The sequence below is a fragment of the Streptomyces sp. SAT1 genome (assembly GCF_001654495.1).
GTDB lineage: Bacteria > Actinomycetota > Actinomycetes > Streptomycetales > Streptomycetaceae > Streptomyces > Streptomyces andamanensis.
This window is the reverse complement of sequence record NZ_CP015849.1, coordinates 7298543-7316428: the sequence shown is the minus strand read 5'-3', so window position 1 is coordinate 7316428 and position 17886 is coordinate 7298543. Positions and strand designations below refer to the sequence as shown.

The following is a 17886-nucleotide window of genomic DNA, read 5'->3' as shown; positions in this document are numbered from 1 at the left end:
CTCTAGAAGTACCCCTCGCGTTTGCGGTCTTCCATCGCGGCTTCGGAGAGCTTGTCGTCGGCGCGGGTGGCGCCGCGTTCGGTCAGGCGGGAGGCGGCGATCTCGGTGATGACCTTCTCGATGGTGGTGGCGTCGGAGTCGACGGCGCCGGTGCAGGACATGTCGCCGACCGTGCGGTAGCGGACCTGCCGCTTCTCCACCCTCTCGCCCTCGCGGGGGCCGCCCCACTGTCCGGCGGTCAGCCACATGCCGCCCCGCTCGAACACCTCGCGTTCGTGCGCGTAGTAGATGGCGGGCAGGTCGATGCCCTCGCGGGCGATGTACTGCCACACGTCCAGCTCGGTCCAGTTCGACAGCGGGAACACGCGTACGTGCTCGCCCGGTGCGTGGCGCCCGTTGTAGAGGTTCCACAGCTCGGGGCGCTGGCGGCGCGGGTCCCACTGGGAGAACTCGTCGCGCAGCGAGAACACCCGCTCCTTGGCCCGTGCCTTCTCCTCGTCGCGGCGCCCCCCGCCGAACACCGCGTCGAACCGCTCGGTGCGGATCCTCTCCGTCAGCGGCAGCGTCTGCAGCGGATTGCGCGTCCCGTCCGCGCGTTCGCGGAGCACACCCCGGTCGATGTAGTCCTGCACCGACGCCACGTGCAGCCGCAGCCCGTACCGCTCCACCGTGCGGTCCCGGTAGGCCAGCACCTCGGGGAAGTTGTGACCGGTGTCCACATGCAGCAGCGCGAACGGCACCGGCGCAGGCGCGAACGCCTTCAACGCCAGACGCAGCATCAGGATCGAGTCCTTGCCCCCGGAGAACAGGATCACCGGATTCTCGAACTCCCCCGCCACCTCACGGAAGATGTGCACCGCCTCCGACTCCAACGCGTCCAGATGCGAGAGGGCGTAGAGATGGCCCATGTCCAGGCCGGTGTGACGGGAACTCATGTCAGCCGCCTTTCCCCCAGCAGGCTCAGCAGAGCCGACGCCGATTCGGCGACGGACTGCACATGTGCGGGTATGCGCAGATCAGGGGCTTCCGGGACCTCGTACGGGTCGTCGACACCGGTGAGTCCGGACAGCTCGCCCGCCGCCTGTCTGGCGTACAGGCCCTTCACGTCGCGCCGGGAGCAGGTGCTCGAAGGTGTGGCGACATGTACTTCCAGGTAGGGGGTGTGGGACGCCTGGTGTCGTCGCCGCACCGCCTGCCGGCTGTCGGCGTAGGGCGCGATGGCCGGCACCAGCACCAGGACGCCGTTGCGGGCGAGCACTTCGGCGACCAGGCCGATGCGCTGCACGTTGGTGTGCCGGTCCGCGCGGGTGAATCCCAGACCCGAGGAGAGGGTCTCGCGCAGTTCGTCACCGTCGAGCACCTCCACCCTGCGTCCTGCGCCGCGGAGGTGTCCGGCCACGGCGCGGGCGATCGTCGTCTTGCCCGAGCTGGGCAGGCCCGTCAGCCACACCGTCGCACCGCAGTCGCAGGCGCGCCGCTCCGGACCGGATCGCGGCTCAGTTCTCACCGGCATGTCGCTCTCCTTCTGGACGTCATCCGATCTCGGCCAGCCTGTCGAACAGGGTCCGCACCGGTACGTGGGGGTCGTCGGCGGCCGTCGTCAGGACGGTCAGCCACTGCTGGAGCATGTCCACCGCCTCGTCGGCGGTGAAGTAATCCGTGGCGTAGTCGGCCCGCACGTTCCAGCCCTCGCCGTCGGCGACGACGTACTGGAGCCAGTCGAACTTCGCCGAGGCGCCCGCCACGTGCACCCGTTCGCAGCGCAGTCCCGGCAGCGTCAGCCTGCTCGGGATCTCGTCGAGGACGAGGCAGATTCGGCCCAGGTGCTCGCCGGACAGCACTCCCCGGGTCCGGGTGACACCGCCGCCGAGCATGGCGTAGGGCACCTGGCGGTGCCGCAGCACGTCCAGCGAGCTGCGTTTCGCGGCGGCGCACACCTCGGCGAACGTGGCCCGCTCGGGGACCTGGAACCGTACCGGCAGCAGGTCGGTCAGACAGCCGAAGACGTCGTCGAGGTCCGGTTCGCCGCGCCGGGACACCGGGATGCCGATGACGATGTCCTCGCCGTTCACCGCCGCCGCGGTGACGGCCGTGCAGGCGCTCATCAGCACATGGGGCGTGGTGCGCAGCGTACGGGCCGCGGTGCGGACGGCCCTGCCCAGCTCGGCGGGGACGGTGGCGCGCACGCAGTCGCAGTCGGGGCCGCGCCGGGCGGCCGCCGGGCGGATCCGGGGCGGCAGGTGGGTGAGCGGCGGTGCCCCGTCCAGGTAGTCGGCCCAGAAGGCGAGGTCCCGCGGCGCGATCCCGGCCGCCCGCGCCCGGACGGCGTGCTCGCCGAGTGTCAGGGCCGGCGGGGTGAGCTTCGCCGGTTCGCCGCCGGTCTCCTCGGTGTACAGGGCGGACAGCTCGTGGTCGAGCAGTGCCAGGGAGGCGTCGTCGACGGCGATGTGGTGGATCTGGAGCAGCAGCACGTGTTCGTCGGGCGCGTAGTCGTACAGCGTCAGCCTGGCCGGTGACACGGTCAGGTCGAGGGGGCGCCGGCCGGCCCGGCGCAGGGTGTCGTGCAGGTCTCCGCCGGGCCACGGGAGCCGTTCCAGGGGGACGGTGCCGACCGGGTCGATGCGCTGTACCGCGCCGGTGTCGTCCAGCTCGAACCGGGTGCGCAACGCGGCGTGCCGTCCCACCAGCGCGGCCAGGGCGCGTTCCAGGGCCGGTACGTCGAGCGGTCCGGCGATGTACTGCGCCCATGTCTCCAGGAACGGCGAGGGGTCCGGCATGAACTGTTCGGCGATCCAGAGCGCCTCTTGCTCGAAGGTCTGCGGGAATGCGCGCATCACACCCGGCGCCTCTCCAGAGCGGGCAGGTCGACCTTGCCGTTCTCCCTGCGGGGCAGGTCGTCCAGTTGCTCGAACCTGCCGGGGACGGCGTAGGCGGGAAGCAGTGCGCCGAGTGCCGCGCGTAGCTCCCGCGGGGTCAGCTCGCCGCCCTCGGCGAGGGTGTAGACCAGCGCGATGTGTGCGACGGTGCCGCCCTCGTCCGTGCGCGCCACGGCGGCGCAGGTGCGGATCTGCGGGACGGTGGACGCGGCGGCCTCGATGTCGCCGAGTTCGATCCGGTTGCCGCTCAGTTTGACCTGCCGGTCCCGGCGGCCGTGGAAGTGCAGGACGCCGTCGTCGTCGAACACTCCCATGTCGCCGGTGCGGTAGGCGCGGCGCTTCTCGCCCGCCACGCGCAGTTCCGGGAACCTCTCGCGGGTGAGGAGATCGTCGTTGAGGTAGCCCAGGGCCACTCCGGGGCCGAGTGCGACGATCTCACCGCGTTCGCCGCGCGGTGCCGGTGAGCCGTCCTCGCGCAGCAGGATCACCGTGGTGCCGGGCACCGGCACACCCGCCGGGATGCCCGCGGGGGCGTTCCTGTCGCCCGGTCCCATCCGGTGGACCGTGGTGAGCATGCAGTTCTCGGCCGGGCCGAAGCCGTTCCACAGGGGCAGGCAGGGGAAGCGCCGCAGGAACATCTCGACATGGCGGGGGGACTGCTTCTCGCCGCCGACGTAGAGCGTCTTCAGCCCCTCGAAGGCGTCCAGGTCCTCGTCGACGACCAGGTTGAACAGCGAGGTCGTGAGCCAGACCGTGTCGATCTGCTCGTCGGCGACGAGGGAGCGCAGCCGGCTGGGCATGAGGTGGTTCTCGTCGACGACGACCACGGCGCCGCCGGTGGTGAGCTGGCCCCACAGCTCGAAGGCGTACATGTCCCAGGCGGCGGGCGCGACCTGTGGGGTGATGTGTCCGGGTCCGAAACCGTCCAGGCCGCCCGGTCCGAACATCCGGGTGACCGCCCGGTGGGGTATGAGCACACCCTTGGGGATACCTGTGCTGCCCGAGGTGAAGAACACCATGGCCACATCGTCCAGGGCGACATGCGCCGGCTCGGGCCGGTCCGCCCGCGCGGCCCCGGCGATCGCGGCCAGGGGGACCGGGTCGAGGGCCCGGGTGACGCCGAGGGGTTCGCCGCCGGGACGGCCGACGACGACCGGGCGGTCGAGCTGGCGGAGGATCGACTCGACGCGGGGGGCGGGCCAGCGCGGGTCGAGGGTGGCGTAGGCGGCGCCGCTCATCAGCACGCCGAGCTGGAGGGCGACCAGTTGGGCGCCGCGCGGTACCAGCAGCGGGACGATGTCGCCGGGCCGTACGCCCCATGCGGTGAGCTGCCCGGCCAGTGCCGCCGCCGCGTCGGTGAGGGTCCGGTAGTCGATGCGTTCGCCGCCGTGCACCAGGGCGAGGTCGCGGGGTGCCGTGGCGGCGTGCTCCATGACCGCGGCGTGCACACTGCGCAGCGGCGGCGTGTTCGTCGGCTCGCTCACGCGGCACCGAGCCTGATCTGCTCGGCGAAGTCGGCCAGTTCGTCGTGTTCGAGCAGCCATGCGGGGTCGACGCGGATGCCGAGGCGGCGTTCGATGCGGGCGCAGATCCGGATGGCCGACAGCGACGCGCCGCCGAGGTCGTAGAAGCTGTCGCGCCGGCCGACCTGGTCGACGTCCAGCACCTCCGCGATGACGGCGGCGAGCACCTCCTCCAGTTCGTCCGCGGGTGGCTCGTACTCGACCTTGCACACGACGTCGCGGTTCTCGGTCACGGGATCTCCTGTTCTCGTCTGGTCGGCTCGGCTCACGATTCCGCAGGTGCGTCGGTGTGCCGCGAAGCGGTCAGGATGCAGAACTCGTTGCCCTCCGGGTCGGCCATGACCACCCAGCCGCCGCTCTCCCTGAAGTCGGTGACCACGCTCGCTCCCAGTCGGAGGGCGCGTGCCACCTCCTCGTCCTGCGAGCGGTCCTTGGGGCGCATGCAGAAGTGCACGCGGTTCTTCACCGTCTTCGCGTCGGGCACGAGGATGAAGAGCACCGTGTAGCCGTGCTCGGTGATCACGTAGCACTCGTCCGAGCCCGGCCGCACTCCCTCCTGCGGGGAGAACTCGGCCATTTCGCACCACCACCGGGCCTGCGCGTAGGGGTCGCGGGCGTCGATCGTGGTGTGGGACAGGGTCAGGCTCATCTGGTGCGCTCTTTCCGGATCCGGTGCGGTGTCGTGGTCAGGCGATGGGTTCGGCGGCGGTGGGGTGGACGGTCTGCTCGGCTTCGCGCAGCGCCCGGGTCGTGACACGTGAGGCGAAGACGAGCGCGGCGAGCGCCAGTCCTGTGCCGCACACCACGAAGGTGCTCTCGGGTCCCAGCCAGCGTCCCAGTCCGCCGCCGAGGAACGCCCCGACGGGCACCGCGCCGAGCACGATCAGGCGGTATCCGGCCGTGGCGCGGCCGAGGAGTTCGTCGGGCACGGCTGCCTGGCGGAGCGTGCTGACCACGATCTGGTTGAGGGCCGTGGCGATCGCGGCGAAGAACATGAAGACCTCGACGAGGAAGACGTTCCCGCTGAGGCCGAGCACCACATAGCTGGCTGCGGGCACGAGCGCGGCGAGCCAGGTGACCGGTCCCCCGCCGATGGCCGGGACCACGCGCGCGGCGATCAGCGAACCGATGACGGCTCCGACCGCCGGTACGGCGATGAAGATGCCGTACCAGGACTCGGAGACGCCCAGGGGGCCGGTGGCCAGGAGGACGAGCAGGCCACCGGTGGCGGACGAGAACAGGTTGATCGAGCCGGAGATGAACGCCACGCGGCGCAGCAGCCGGTGGTTCCAGAAGTAGGACCAGCCCTCCTTGATGCTGCGCACGACCTCGCCCTGGGTGTGCTTGGCGCCGCTGGTGTCGCTCGCGGTCGGCAGCATCCGCGGCAGGGTGAACGCGGCCAGCGCGGCGAGGGCGAAGAGGCCCGCGCTGGAGGTGAACACGACGATCGCCGACATCGCGAACAGGGCGGCGCCCGCGGTGGGTCCGACGAAGTTGTTGATGGCCGACTGGGTGGCGAACAGGCGGCCGTTGGCCCGTTCGAGGTCGCTCCGTTTGACCAGGCGCGGCGGGACGGTCAGGGCCGCGTTGTCCACGAGTGTCTCGGCCGTGCCGGCGAGGAACACGGCGAGGTAGAGGATGGTGATGTGGCGCAGGTCGGCCACGAGGGTCAGGACCAGCAGGCCGAATCCGACGGCGCGGATCACGTTGCCCCACACCATGATGAGGCGTCGGTCGATGCGGTCGGCGAGTGCTCCGGACGGCAGCGTGAACAGCAGCCACGGCAGGAACTGGGCCACCGTCATGCCGGAGATGAGCAGGGGGTCGCGGGTCATCGTCACGGCGAGGAGGGGTACGGCGGCCAGCACCAGCCCGTCGCTGAGGTTCGATAGGCCCTGCGACCACCACAGCTTGGTGAAGCTACGGCCCAATGTCATGTCCGCTCCTCTGTCGTCCTTGCCGGTACCTGTTGCTCGTGTCTCACGCGCCGTGCGGCAGCGTCAATCTAGTGTCCCGAGCCCTGCCGAGGACGGTGGTTGCGCCGGTCGAACTCGCTTGTTTTTCAAGGAACTTCGGGCTCGTGGTCGCCGTCCCTGCCCAGGGCCGCCGTGATCAGCTCGTAGTACGGCAGCTGGTCGCGCTCGAAGGCGGCGGCGGTCCGCTCCAGCTCGTCCGGCAGGGTGCCCTTCCCGGCCGGGGCGGCTCCGAGCGCGCTGGACTCACTGGCGCCGGCGTGCCAGCGCCCGGTCGCCCGCCAGCTGGGCGGCGGTTCCTTGCGGAAGGCGAGCGACTCGGGCAGGAACGCGATGTCCATGGCCGCGCAGTACCGCCGCATCTCCGTCTCCGGGTCACCGGCCACCCGGTCGCCGTCGACCAGGTGCATGGGCAGCCCCGAGGACGTCACGGTCGAGACGATGTCCCACAGGTGTCCGAAGCCCATCGCCGCGGAGGTGGCGTCGGGCTGCATCCTCAGGTGTGAGCGGACCGTGTCGCGGGGGTTGCGGACCATCGCGGCGTGCCGGCACCGCTTCAGGAAGGCCGGGTCGGCGGCGAGCCGGTCGAGGGCGAAGTCGGTGGTGTCCTTGAAGAAGACGGGCCGGTCGGCCGCCGCGTCGGCGAGCGCGGCCATCACCTGCTCCTGGCCGGTGCAGGTACGGCCGGCGACCTCGGCGGTGCCGAAGTCGCACACGCGCGAGAACGGCTCGTGCACCACCAGGAAGTCGCCGCGCTCGTACATCGCGCGCTCGAACGCGGTCGACCGCGAGCGCGGTACGCACCACAGCGCCAGGAGGTCCGGCTGCCGCTCCGTCATGAGGCCGCCTCTCGGAAGGAGTTGTCCAGTTCGCGCAGGGCCGTGCGGAGGATCCGTATGCCGTCCAGGTACTCCTGGACCAGGATGTGCTCGGTGTCGGTGTGGTCCTGATGGCAGTCCCCGGGGCCGTAGGTGGCCATCGGCACCTGCCAGCTCCTGCTGAGCGTGTTCATGTCGCTGGTGCCCGTCTTGAGCTTGTGCGCGGGCCGGAACCCTTCGAGGCGGATGGCGCGGGTCAGCGCGCGTACGCACGCGGAACCGCGCGGCACCATGACGGCGGGTACGTCGTACACCGGGACGACGTCGATCCCCTCGCCGAGGGTCGCCGTGACCTGCCGCAGCAGTTCCTCGGGCGAGAGGCCCGGGGGTGTGCGGAACACGAGGGAGCACGCACTCGAGAACGGTTCGAGGCGGCCGTCCCTGACGACCATGCCGACGTCGCCGAAGTTCGCGTTGCCCCGGGTCCCGTAGGTGTCGAGGAGCCGGCCGAGCGCCCGTACCAGGATCTCGCCGGCCTTGGGCCCGGGGGTGGCGGTGTGGGTGCGCGGGACCTCGCACCGCACCTCGAACTCGGCCATTCCCTTGTAGCCGATGGTCACCGCCGAGGCACCGCTCGGTTCCCCCACGATGACGGCGTCGGGCACCGGCACGGTCCGGCGGACGTGTTCGGCGCCCCGGGACCACAGGGTCTCCTCCTCGACGACGCCCACCCAGTGGACGCGGATGCCGAGGTCGCGGCTGCTGAGCGCGGCGACCAGCATGGCCGCCAGCGGTCCCTTGGCGTCCACGGCGCCGCGCCCGCGGACGAGGGTCGCGGTGTGCTCGAAGGGGACGGCGCCCGGCACGGTGTCCAGGTGGCTGAGGAGCACGACCGTGCGCGGGCCGCGGCCGACCAGGGCGTGCACGTTGCCCACCTCGTCGATGTGGCTCCGCGCGCCGTGTTGGGCCGCGATGTGCCGCAGCCGCTCGGCCAGTCGCCGCTCGTCGCCGGAGACGGACGGTGTCGCCACTGCCTCGGCGAGCAGTCCGACGGCTTCGGCGTCGGTCAACTCGCTTTTCTGGGTGCTGAGATGTTCGATCGTCACGGCGTGCCAAGACCCTTCCCGATGAGGGTTCCGCTCCCTCGTAGAGCTTTCGCGACGGGCGAGTCCACCCGTCCGTCGCACACCTGTACCGCCTGCGCGCCGTTCTCCAGGGCCTCCACCGCGGCGGCGACCTTCATCCGCATGCCGCCCGTCAGCTCCGGCACCAGCCGTCTCGCCTCGTCGCGGCTCAGTGCGGCGATGACGGACGAGGGGTCGGCGGGGTCGGCGAGGACGCCCGGCGCGTCGGTGAACAGGAGCAGCCGGTCCGCCTGCCAGGCCGCCGCGATCGCGCAGGCCATCCGGTCCGCGTCGACGTTGGTCGCCTGGCCGTCGGCGGTCATGCCCGGGGGACACACGACGGGGACCATGCCGCAGGTGTGCACCGCGTCCAGGACGGCGGTGTCCACACCGGTGATCCGGCCGGCGAGGTTGTCGCGCACCACGCGCACGGCGCCGTCGAAGACCGCGCGGACGGCCGCCTTGCGTACGGTGCGCACCAGCCCCCCGTCCATTCCCGACAGGCCCACGGCCGTCACACCGCGTGCGGCCAGTTCCGAGACGATCCGCGCCTGGGTACGGCCGCGCATCGCCATCATGAGCGCGCCGAGCGTCGGCTCGTCCGTGTACCGCGTGACCATCCCGTCCGGGGAGCGCAAGGTGCGCCGCGGCAGCCCCAGTTCGCCGAGGGTGTCGTCGATGTCCCGGGAGCCGCCGTGCACCACGGTGACGCGGTGGCCGCCGCTGAGGGCGGCGATGTCGTCGGCGAGCCGTGCGCTGTCCTCCTGGAGGCTGCCGCCCCACTTCACCACGAGTCTCATCGTGTTCACACCGGATGCAGGCCGGGAAACGTCAGACCGCACGTCTCCGGGAGACCGAGCATGAGATTCATGCACTGGACCGCGCCGCCCGCGGCTCCCTTCATGAGGTTGTCGAGCGCGCCCATCACGAGCGCTCTGCCGCGGTGGTCGGCGACGATCCCGACGTCGCAGTGGTTCGAGCCGAGCAGGACCTTGGCGTCCGGGTAGCGGTAGGTGCCGCGCGGGCTGTTCACCAGGCGGACGAACGGCTCGGCGGCGTAGTCCTCGCGGTACATGGCGAGCAGTTCGCGTTCGCTCACCTCGCCGACGGCCACCTTGGTCACCGTCTGCACGCCGCGCACCTGGGGTGTCGCGGTGACCGTCATGGATGCCCCGACACCCAGCGCCTCGACGACCTCCGCCTCGTGCCGGTGGTCGAACGGCGCGAACACCCGCAGCACACCGCTGCGCAGCGCATGGGAGTTGGCCGGGCCGCCGGAAGCGCCGGAGCCGCTGCTGCCGGTGCGCGCGTCGATCTGCACCTCCTCCAGGAGACCCCGGGCCGCGAGCGGCGCGAGGCTCAGGATCGCGCTGGTGGCCATGCAGCCGGGGACCGCGACCCGGTTCGCGTCGGTGATCTGCTTGCGGTGGAGTTCGGGCAGGCCGCGCACGAAGGCCCTGGCGTGCTCCCCCTCGCGCCGCCAGCCGTAGTAGCGCTCCATCAGGGCGCCGTCCTCGATCCGGAAGTCGGCGGTCAGGTCCACGATCTTCGGTGCGAGCGCGGTCATCTCGTCGAGGATCTTCGCCGTGGAGCCGTGCACCCCGGCGAGGAAGACGAGGTCGGCCGGTTCCAGGTCCGCACGTCCGCTGTAGCGCAGCCCGCTGCCGCGCAGCGGCGGGTGCGCGCTCTCCACCGCCTTGCCGGCGTGGGTGTCCGAGGTCACGGCGGTGACCTCGACCCCGGGATGGTGGACGAGCAGGCGAAGCAGCTCGCCGCCCACGAATCCCCTGCCGCCCACCACCGCGACGCGCTTCATACGGGCACCTTCACATCGGTCGGCTCGGACACACATGCCTCCACGATCCGCGCGGCGACATCGACACCCGTCGCCCGTTCGAACCCCTGGAACTCCACGCGGGAGTTCACCTCCAGCACCAGGTGGCGCCCGTCCGCGCCCTCGACCAGGTCCACCCCGGCGATCCGGGCGTCCACGGCGGCCGCCGCCCGGACGCACAGCCGCTGGATCTCCTCGTCCGGCGGGTGCTGCTCCACCGTCGCTCCCCGGGCCACGTTGTTGCGCCAGTCGCCGCCCGCCCGGACGATGACGCCCAGGCAGACACCGTCGACCACGATGCCCCGAATGTCCGGCGCGCCGGGTCTCACCGCTTCCTGCACGATCACCGTCCGTGTGACCGCCGAGGGCAGCGCGGCGCAGTGTTCGAGCACGGCGTCGGCCGCGTACCGGTCGGTGATCAGGCTGACCCGGTTGCCCCACGACGAGCTGAGGGGCTTGACCACGGCCGGGTAGCCGACCGCCTCGATCGCCTTCCTCCCGGCTTCCGGGGACGGCGCCAGCAGCGTCGTCGGGGTGGGGATGCCGAGCTGCCTCAGCCGCACATAGGTGGACCACTTGTTGCCGCACACCCGGCTCGCGGTCGCGCCGTTCACCGGGTGCGCGCCGAACGCTTCCAGCGACTCCGCCGTGAGCGCGGCCCGTTGGCTGGAGATCTCCCGGTTCAGGACCCGCATGCCCCGCAGCCGCTCGGCGTCCCGTGGTGCGAAGGACAGGGTGCGGGGGTCGAGCCGGACCGCGGGGATGTCGCGGCGTTCCAGTTCGTCCAGAAGGCGGCGCTCCTCGTGGCGGACGGTGGACAGGAGGATCCCGAGCGGCCGCTGTCGTCTTCCCGGGCGGTCACTCACCCCAGTCCTCTTCGGGCTCGGGCGCGATCGCCAGGGCCAGCGGGGCCGTCGACTGGATCTCCAGTTCCGCCGCGCACCCCGGACAGCTCACGATCTCCCCCTGATAGCTGTCCGCCGGTATCTGCAACGGGCCGGCGCAGCTGACGCACTGCGTGTCCATCTCATCTGTCCCTTCTCGAACGGTTCCCGGTCGGTTCTCGGTCGGTTCTCGGTCGGTTCTCGGTCGGTTCTCGGTCATCGCGGGTCGGTGACGAACTTCAGCACCTGGCGGAGCACGGAGTCGGCGGTGAGCCCGCCGGCCTCCAGCAGGGACGCGTGGGTGCCGGGTGGGAGGAAGCCGGTGACGCCGATCGGGAGCCACGGGATGCCGCGGGCTCCGACCGCCGCGGCGAGCTGCGCGCCCATTCCGCCGGAGGTCCACGCCTCCTCCAGCGTGACCAGCAGACGGCACTCCCCGGCGAGGGCCCGTCCGGTCGCGGCGGCGGCCTCCTGGTCGACGGTGTGGACGTTGACCACCTGGGCGCTGTGTCCCTCGTCGGCCAGGGCGCGGGCGACGTCCAGGGCGATGGAGAGCATCTCGGGTCCCGTCGCGACCAGGGCGATGTCGCGGCCGGTCCGGACCACCTGGGGCACGCCCAGTTCCGGTACGGGCAAGCCCGCGAACAGCGGCGACGCCTTGCGGCCGAGCCGCAGGTAGGTCGGGCCGTCGTGGCGCAGGCACTGCTCCAGCAGCGGCGCCGTCTGGTGCGCGTCGGCCGGGACGACGACGCGCATGTGGGGCAGCGCGCTCATCAGGGCCAGGTCCTCGGTGGCGTGGTGGGTCGGCCCCAGCCAGCCTCCGCTGGCGCCGCCGTGGGTGCCGACGATGCACACCCGGCGCCGCGGATAGGCGATGTCGAGCTTGATGAACTCGAACGCCCGGCTGACGGCGAAGGCACCGAATGTGCAGACCAGCGCGCGCCGTCCGCAGTGCTCGGCACCGGCGGCGAGCCCGATGGCGGCGTTCTCCGCTATGCCGACGTTGAGGTAATCCATCTCAGCTGTCGGTTTGACGCTGCCGGTGTCGGTGTCGACGACGAGTACGCCGTGCCGTGCCACGAGTTCCGGCAGGGCGTCCGCGAAGGCGGCACGGGTGCTCGCCCGCTCCGCTGTGACCTCAGGCATGGCCGGGCGCTCCCTTCGTGCCGCCGTTCGTGCCGCCGAGCGGGGCCGTCCGTCGCAGGCCGGCCAGGACGCGTGCGCGTTTCGCGGTGTCGAGCCGGACGAAGTGGGAGACGGCCCGGCCCGCGAGGACACCGGTGCCCTGCGCCTTGACCGTGCGGCAGACCACCGCCGTCGGCCCGTCCGTCTCCGCCGCCTCCTCGAAGGCCGCGCAGAGGGCCGCCGGGTCGTGTCCGTCCACCTCGACGGTGTGCCAGCCGAAGCCGTTCCACCGGTCGGCCACGGGCGCGCCGGGGCTCACCTCGCCGACGGCCCCGGTCTGCTGGAAGCCGTTGACGTCGATCACCGCGACGAGGTTCCCGGCGTTCAGGGCGCGGCTGACCTGGGCCGCCTCCCATACGGATCCTTCCTGCAACTCGCCGTCACCGAGCAGCACATAGGTGCGCGCGGGTGTCCCGCTGTGCCGGCGCTGCGCCCAGGCGGTGCCGTTGGCGAGGGCGAGGCCGTGGCCGAGGGAGCCGGTGGCGAACTCGACGCCGGGGACGGCGACGTTGCCGTGGGTGGCCAGTCTGCCGCCGGGGCGGCAGAAGGTGCCGATCTCCTCCGGCGCGATGAAGCCGCGCTCGGCGAGTACGGCGTAGAGGGCCATCGCCGCGTGGCCCTTGCTCAGGACGAACATGTCCCGCTCGGGCCGTCCGGGGTCGGCGGGGTCGACGTTCATCGTGTGGAAGAACAGCGCCACCAGGATCTCCACGCAGGACATCGATCCGCCCAGGTGGCCGCCCTCGGGGCCGGAGCACATCTCGACGATGTGCTCCCGCACGCGGTGGGCGTGGTGTTCCAGCTGTTCGCGTGCCGCCGGCTCGTGCACGGATCTGGTCAGCGGTCCGCACCTTCCGCGAGTTCCGCCAGGACCTTCAGATGCGACCAGACCTTCTCCAGGACATCGGCGAAGTCCTGGAGCAACGGCCCGGCGTCGGGCGGCAGATGGCGCTGCTGGAGGGTGAAGCTGCGGTCGACGACGTCCTGGGTGACCGGCCACGAGCCCGGCTCCTGGGGGCATATGGACCGCAGCGCGGGCTGCTCGGGGACCGGCATCATCTGGTACCTGGTCGCCGGAAGGCCCTCGGCGCGCAGGGCCCGGATCAGCAGGTTCCGCGCCGTCGCGGTGTCCGCGCCGGGCAGGAGCCGGCCGAGGTCGACGACGAACCGCAGGATGTGCCACGCGTGCTCGTACCCTTCGGGCTCCGCCGGGCACCGCAGGCCGTCCAGGTGCTCCAGCCGCGCCAGGAAGGCGGCGACATTGGACCTGCGGGCCGCGTGGTACTCCTCGAAGCGCTCCAACTGGCTGGCGGTGTAGGCCGCCTGGACGTTGCTCAGCTTGGCGTTGAAGCCGAGCCGGTGGCTCACGTACCGCCGGGGGCGGTCCGCGCGGATGGTCTCGCCGAACTGGCGCAACTGGACGATCCGGTCGGCCACGCCGTCGTCGTCGGTGACGACGAGTCCGCCTTCTCCGCAGGTGGGGAGGTTCTTCGTCATCTGGAGGCTGAAGGTGGCGGTGTTGCCGGACGCGCCGCACAGGGTGTCCCGGTAGCGGGCGCCCTGGGCCTGCGCGGCGTCCTCGACCACCACGCAGCCGTGGCGGCGCGCGATGTCGCCGATCGCCTCCATGTCGGCGCTCAGACCGTGCAGGTGCACCGGGACGACGGCCTTGGTCCGCCCGGTGATCTGCGCGGCCAGGCTCCGCGGTGACATGGTGAAGGTGACCGGGTCGACGTCGGCGTAGCGGGGTGTCGCCCCGACATGCACCACGGCCATCGCCGTGGCGACGAAGGTCAGCGCGGGGACGACGACCTCGTCGCCGGGGCCCACCCCGTGGGCCAGCAGGGCGAGTTCGATCGCGGTGGTGCCGTTGCTCACGCCGACGCAGCGCCGTACGCCTAAGTAGTCGGCCCAGGCTCTCTCCAGCCGTTCGACGGCGGTCGGACCGCCGGTGCGGTCGGAGACGAAGACGTTCGAGTCCAGCACCGAGAGCACCGCTGCGCGGTCGGCGTCCGTCGTCTTCGGCCAGTCCACCGGCGCGAGCGTGCCCAGTACGGGCTCGCCCCCGGTGAGCGCCAGGGTGTCCGCGGCTGCGCCGTTCATGAGGCGTCCGTCCGTTCCGTCGACAGGGCGAGCCGCCAGTCGACGGCCAGTTGCTCGTAGGCGTGCGTCAGCTCTTCGCCGCGCCGCCGGATCAGTTCCGGTGCCCCGGGGGTGTGTGCCGCGTGCGCGCTCAGCAGCCGTACGTTCGACCAGGCGGAGACGACGCGGTCCGCCGAGGCCGCTACCTCGGCCAGATGGCCGGGGCGCGTGCGGAGCGCGCACCCCTGGGCGAACCGCCCGTGCAGGTACGCCTGCGCCTGCATCGCCCAGCCGAAGGTGTACGCGGGCCGCAGCCGGGCCGGGTCGGCACTGTGCTCCTCCAGCCGCTCGACGAACCGGCGCAGCCCGCTGCGGCCGGTCCAGACGCGGTCGGCGGGGCCTGCCGTGCCGGTGTCCCACTTGTCTAGGTTGCCCCTGAGCGCCCGTACGACCTGGTCGTCGGTGAGCGGTCCTGGTTCCGGCCGCACCTTCACGGTCAGCACCCGGCCGCCGATCTCCCGGCTGGAGAAGAACACGTCCTGGGTGTCGGTGGGGTTGCCGGACGTCCAGCTCTCCACCAGGTGCTCGGCGGCCAGCCACCCCTGGAATCCCGGCGGTTGGGCGTCGGAGACGTAGAACTCCACCTGTCCGCCGCCGGTGCGCCGCCAGGCGGGCACCACGACCAGGTGGGCCGCGTGCACGTCGTGGTAGGCGGGCCGGAAGGGCAGATGGTAGTTGTCCACCGCGACGATGACGGCGGCGTGCTCCTCGATGAGGCCGATCAGGTCGTCGGCGTCCTTCCCGGACGTCCAGGCCGACTCCACGTCGTGGTAGGGGCACAGGTCGGCCGCCACACCGCGGCTGCTCTGCGCGGGGCGGTAGAACTCCTCGCACATGGCGTCGTCGGGCGCGAACGCGAACTCGCAGGCGTGGCCGAGCACTTCGACCGGCCGCAGACCGTGCTCCAGCAGGATGCTGCCGAGGGTGGTCTGCAGGCAGCTCAGCGGGTCCTCGTACCACTGGGGGTAGGTGCCGGTGGTGCCGTTCCACCGCGGAGTGCGCAGCGCCGTCCCGGTCGTACCGCCTGCGTTCACGACTGGTCCCCTTCGTCCGCCGGCCGGCCGTCCGCCCGCCGGCCGACCAGCGTCATGGCGAAGAGGTGCACGGCCGGGTTCTTGGGCAGTGACATGGCGCCGAGCGGCTGCCGGGAGGTGATCGGCACACGTTGGCACCAGAGTGTGATCCCTATGCGTTCCTGCACGTGGTACGGGTAGTGGATGACGTCGGTGCGCAGCGCGAGTTCCTCGCCGTAGCCGGACCGGCCCTCCCACAGGTCGGAGAGCGCCAAGTGGTCGCGGTCCACCGAGCCGTTGGAGAAGTGCCAGGTGAGGACGTCTCTGACCCGCCGCTCGCCGCAGCCGATGACATAGAGCCAGTCCCAGCGCCGCTCGGGTACCGCTATCCGCTGTCCCGAGCAGAGCACGTTGTCCGGGCCCCGCCCGTCGAGCGGTGCGCTGCGCAGCGGCACACCGTCCACGACGACCTCCAGCGGCTCGCTCCGCGCCGGGAGCGAGTTCCGCCAGATGTTCAGCCGGCCGTCGGCGAGATTGTCGGGTGTGGTCGCCGCCTGGTTGTTCAGGAACGGCTCCAGCACGAGCATCTTGTGAACTGTCAACGGAGATCCTTCCGTACCAAGGCTCTGCGCTGCAGGCGGGGTTCGACGACGGTGAATCCGCAGGACTCGAAGGTGCTCACCCGGCCGTGGAAACTGTGGCGGTCGAATGCGGCCCCGGGATCGCGGTCGTCCTCGGGAAATGCCTCGATGAATTCCGCCTTCTCCTCCCGCGCCCACTGGACCGCCCGGTCGACGAGCACCTTCACCAGTCCCCGGTGGCGGTGCTCACGGGCCAGGTAGAGGCACACGATGGACCAGATGCGCTCGGGGTCGTCGCCCTCGATCGGTTTCGCCGCCCGGGATCCGCGCAGCCGCGGGAAGGCCGAGCGGGGACCGGCCCCGAGCCAGCCGGCCGGGACGCCGTCGACCGAGCCGAGGACGCCCACCCGCTCGCCGGACGTGACCAGGTCGCGCAGCCGGTCCCGGCGTGCCGCGGTGCCACAGCCGGAGCGTTCCTTCGACGTCATCCGGAAGTAGGTGCACCAGCAGTTCTCCACGAGTCCTTTCGGTTCGAAGAACTCGCTGACGGCGGGCCAGTCGTCCGGTCCGACAACAGTGGTGACGAATTCACTCATCAGTTCTGCCTTCCGCGGTTTCTCAGTCGACCCGGCCGGTCAGTCCCGGTCATTTCCAGGTCACTGTCAGCGGCAGACACACTACGCCGTTCAAGAAGTTCGAGATGAGATGTCCGGGATCTCCGCCGAGCGACACGGAACGGACATTCTTCCGCCAGAGATCGAAGAATATCCGCATGCCGAGGGCGGCGACATGCTGCCCGATGCAGCGGTGCACACCGACTCCGAAGGCCAGGTGCTGGTTCGGGGACCGGTCGGGAAGGAAGGCGTACGGCTCCTCGAACACCGCCTCGTCGCGGTTGGCCGAGGCGATCCAGGCGGAGACCAGCGAACCGGCCGGCACCTCGGTCCCGGCGAGCGCGGTGTCCGCGGTGGTGCGCCGCAGGACGTGGTTGACGGGGCTCGCCCAGCGCAGTGCCTCGTCGACGAACCTCTGGTCGGTGCGCTCCTGGCGGGTGAACCACGACCACAGATCGTCGTCGCTCGCCAGGAGGATCAGCGTCTGGTTGATCGTCTGGGGCACGGTGGGATTGGCGCCCATGAGGAACGCGTACGCGTTCAGCAGGGCGACGTCCCTGCCCTCGTCGCCGACGACCTGGGCGGTGACCGGGCACCGGCCGCTCACCGTGTCCCCGGAGGGGTTCGCCTCCAGCACCTCGCCGAGGACGGTCATGATCGTCGTGTGCGCCTCGAAGAGGTCGAACCGGCGCTGGTACTCCGACCCGGCCGAGTCCACTCCCCCCATGGCGCGCACCGTGGCCCGGCCGGTGGTGGTCCACTCCTGCTGCGGGATGCCCATGAGCTGCCCGGTGATCGTCATGGGCAGGGTGACCATCGCCTCGCAGAAGTCGAACGACTCCCGGCCGCGCACGGTCTCGAACAGCTCGGACATGCGGTCCGTGATGCCCTGTTCGAGGCGCTGCGTGGCCGGCACGGTCATCAGCGGGGTGAAGGCGCGTTTGATCTCGGAGTGCAGGGGCGGGTCGGTGAGGTGGATCGCCGCGCCCGCCGCGACGTCCCCGTCCCCCCGTACGGTGAGCATGGTGCTGTACGCCGAGGAGAACGTCCCGGGGTCGCCCAGGACCTCACGGACGTCCGCGTAGCGCGTCGCCGCGTAGAACTCCTGTCCGTCGGGGGTCCGCTGGCGGTGCAGGCCGCCGCTGTCGCGCAGTTCCTGCCAGACCGCGTGCATGTCCCGTTCGGCGTACTGCGCTTCCTCGTAGACGTCCGGCGACGCCGCGTCCGAGGGCTGAGGGCCTTTGAGGGAGACTCGCATCGGAAGACCGCCTTCGCATGGGGGGTGAGGTGACTCGGACACTGCTCGTGCGTTCCGGCCG

At 71.4% G+C, this 17886-nt stretch carries 20 protein-coding genes; all 20 read right to left on the bottom strand.

Going from position 1 to position 17886, the window contains the following annotated elements:
* Window positions 1–2: 2 nt before the first annotated feature.
* Window positions 3–935, bottom strand: a complete 933-nt coding sequence (gene cysD / locus A8713_RS31140) for a sulfate adenylyltransferase subunit CysD (RefSeq protein WP_064537052.1) — start codon at window positions 933–935, stop codon at window positions 3–5.
* Entirely contained in the window at window positions 932–1513 is a 582-nt protein-coding gene (gene cysC / locus A8713_RS31135) for an adenylyl-sulfate kinase (protein ID WP_064537051.1), read from the bottom strand. Before cysC ends, cysD begins: the two co-directional genes overlap by 4 nt.
* 19 nt (window positions 1514–1532) lie before the next feature.
* Window positions 1533–2834 carry a condensation domain-containing protein gene (locus A8713_RS31130; protein ID WP_159393140.1) on the bottom strand — a complete coding sequence of 434 codons (1302 nt, stop codon included), beginning with the start codon at window positions 2832–2834 and terminating at the stop codon, window positions 1533–1535.
* Complete coding sequence (locus tag A8713_RS31125) at window positions 2834–4360, bottom strand: amino acid adenylation domain-containing protein (RefSeq protein WP_064537049.1); 1527 nt, start codon at window positions 4358–4360, stop codon at window positions 2834–2836. The genes A8713_RS31130 and A8713_RS31125 overlap by 1 nt, the downstream gene beginning before the upstream one ends.
* Entirely contained in the window at window positions 4357–4632 is a 276-nt protein-coding gene (locus tag A8713_RS31120; RefSeq protein ID WP_064537048.1) for a phosphopantetheine-binding protein, read from the bottom strand. The genes A8713_RS31125 and A8713_RS31120 overlap by 4 nt, the downstream gene beginning before the upstream one ends.
* A gap of 32 nt (window positions 4633–4664) precedes the next feature.
* A complete protein-coding gene (locus tag A8713_RS31115; RefSeq protein WP_064537047.1) occupies window positions 4665–5048 on the bottom strand; it encodes a VOC family protein in 384 nt (127 codons plus the stop codon).
* A 37-nt stretch (window positions 5049–5085) separates the two neighbouring features.
* A complete protein-coding gene (locus A8713_RS31110) occupies window positions 5086–6336 on the bottom strand; it encodes an MFS transporter (RefSeq protein ID WP_064537046.1) in 1251 nt (416 codons plus the stop codon).
* Window positions 6337–6461: 125 nt separating this feature from the next.
* Window positions 6462–7211, bottom strand: a complete 750-nt coding sequence (locus A8713_RS31105) for a sulfotransferase family protein (RefSeq protein ID WP_064537045.1) — start codon at window positions 7209–7211, stop codon at window positions 6462–6464.
* Window positions 7208–8296: a M20/M25/M40 family metallo-hydrolase gene (locus A8713_RS31100; protein ID WP_159393139.1), complete on the bottom strand. Its 1089-nt coding sequence runs from the start codon at window positions 8294–8296 to the stop codon at window positions 7208–7210. The genes A8713_RS31105 and A8713_RS31100 overlap by 4 nt, the downstream gene beginning before the upstream one ends.
* Window positions 8293–9114: a [LysW]-aminoadipate kinase gene (locus A8713_RS31095; RefSeq protein ID WP_064537044.1), complete on the bottom strand. Its 822-nt coding sequence runs from the start codon at window positions 9112–9114 to the stop codon at window positions 8293–8295. Before A8713_RS31095 ends, A8713_RS31100 begins: the two co-directional genes overlap by 4 nt.
* Window positions 9115–9119: 5 nt before the next feature.
* Window positions 9120–10130, bottom strand: coding sequence for an N-acetyl-gamma-glutamyl-phosphate reductase (argC, locus tag A8713_RS31090; protein WP_064537043.1), 1011 nt, complete (start codon window positions 10128–10130; stop codon window positions 9120–9122).
* Window positions 10127–11014 carry a RimK family alpha-L-glutamate ligase gene (locus A8713_RS31085; protein ID WP_064537042.1) on the bottom strand — a complete coding sequence of 296 codons (888 nt, stop codon included), beginning with the start codon at window positions 11012–11014 and terminating at the stop codon, window positions 10127–10129. Before A8713_RS31085 ends, argC begins: the two co-directional genes overlap by 4 nt.
* On the bottom strand, window positions 11007–11174 hold the full coding sequence (locus A8713_RS31080; protein ID WP_018569679.1) for a hypothetical protein: 168 nt from the start codon (window positions 11172–11174) through the stop codon (window positions 11007–11009). The genes A8713_RS31085 and A8713_RS31080 overlap by 8 nt, the downstream gene beginning before the upstream one ends.
* Before the next feature lie 74 nt (window positions 11175–11248).
* Complete coding sequence (locus A8713_RS31075) at window positions 11249–12178, bottom strand: transketolase family protein (RefSeq protein ID WP_064537041.1); 930 nt, start codon at window positions 12176–12178, stop codon at window positions 11249–11251.
* The gene (locus A8713_RS31070; protein WP_064537040.1) at window positions 12171–13046 is read right to left on the bottom strand and encodes a transketolase; all 876 of its coding nucleotides are present in this window, start codon (window positions 13044–13046) and stop codon (window positions 12171–12173) included. The genes A8713_RS31075 and A8713_RS31070 overlap by 8 nt, the downstream gene beginning before the upstream one ends.
* A gap of 8 nt (window positions 13047–13054) precedes the next feature.
* Window positions 13055–14320, bottom strand: coding sequence for a DegT/DnrJ/EryC1/StrS family aminotransferase (locus A8713_RS31065; RefSeq protein ID WP_064537039.1), 1266 nt, complete (start codon window positions 14318–14320; stop codon window positions 13055–13057).
* Window positions 14317–15393: a BtrH N-terminal domain-containing protein gene (locus A8713_RS33700; RefSeq protein ID WP_064537038.1), complete on the bottom strand. Its 1077-nt coding sequence runs from the start codon at window positions 15391–15393 to the stop codon at window positions 14317–14319. The genes A8713_RS31065 and A8713_RS33700 overlap by 4 nt, the downstream gene beginning before the upstream one ends.
* Window positions 15390–15974, bottom strand: a complete 585-nt coding sequence (locus tag A8713_RS33695; protein WP_159393138.1) for a hypothetical protein — start codon at window positions 15972–15974, stop codon at window positions 15390–15392. Before A8713_RS33695 ends, A8713_RS33700 begins: the two co-directional genes overlap by 4 nt.
* Window positions 15971–16549, bottom strand: a complete 579-nt coding sequence (locus A8713_RS31050) for a GNAT family N-acetyltransferase (RefSeq protein WP_064537036.1) — start codon at window positions 16547–16549, stop codon at window positions 15971–15973. The genes A8713_RS33695 and A8713_RS31050 overlap by 4 nt, the downstream gene beginning before the upstream one ends.
* A 49-nt stretch (window positions 16550–16598) precedes the next feature.
* Entirely contained in the window at window positions 16599–17825 is a 1227-nt protein-coding gene (locus A8713_RS31045; RefSeq protein WP_064537035.1) for a cytochrome P450, read from the bottom strand.
* Between the last annotated feature and the right edge of the window lie 61 nt (window positions 17826–17886).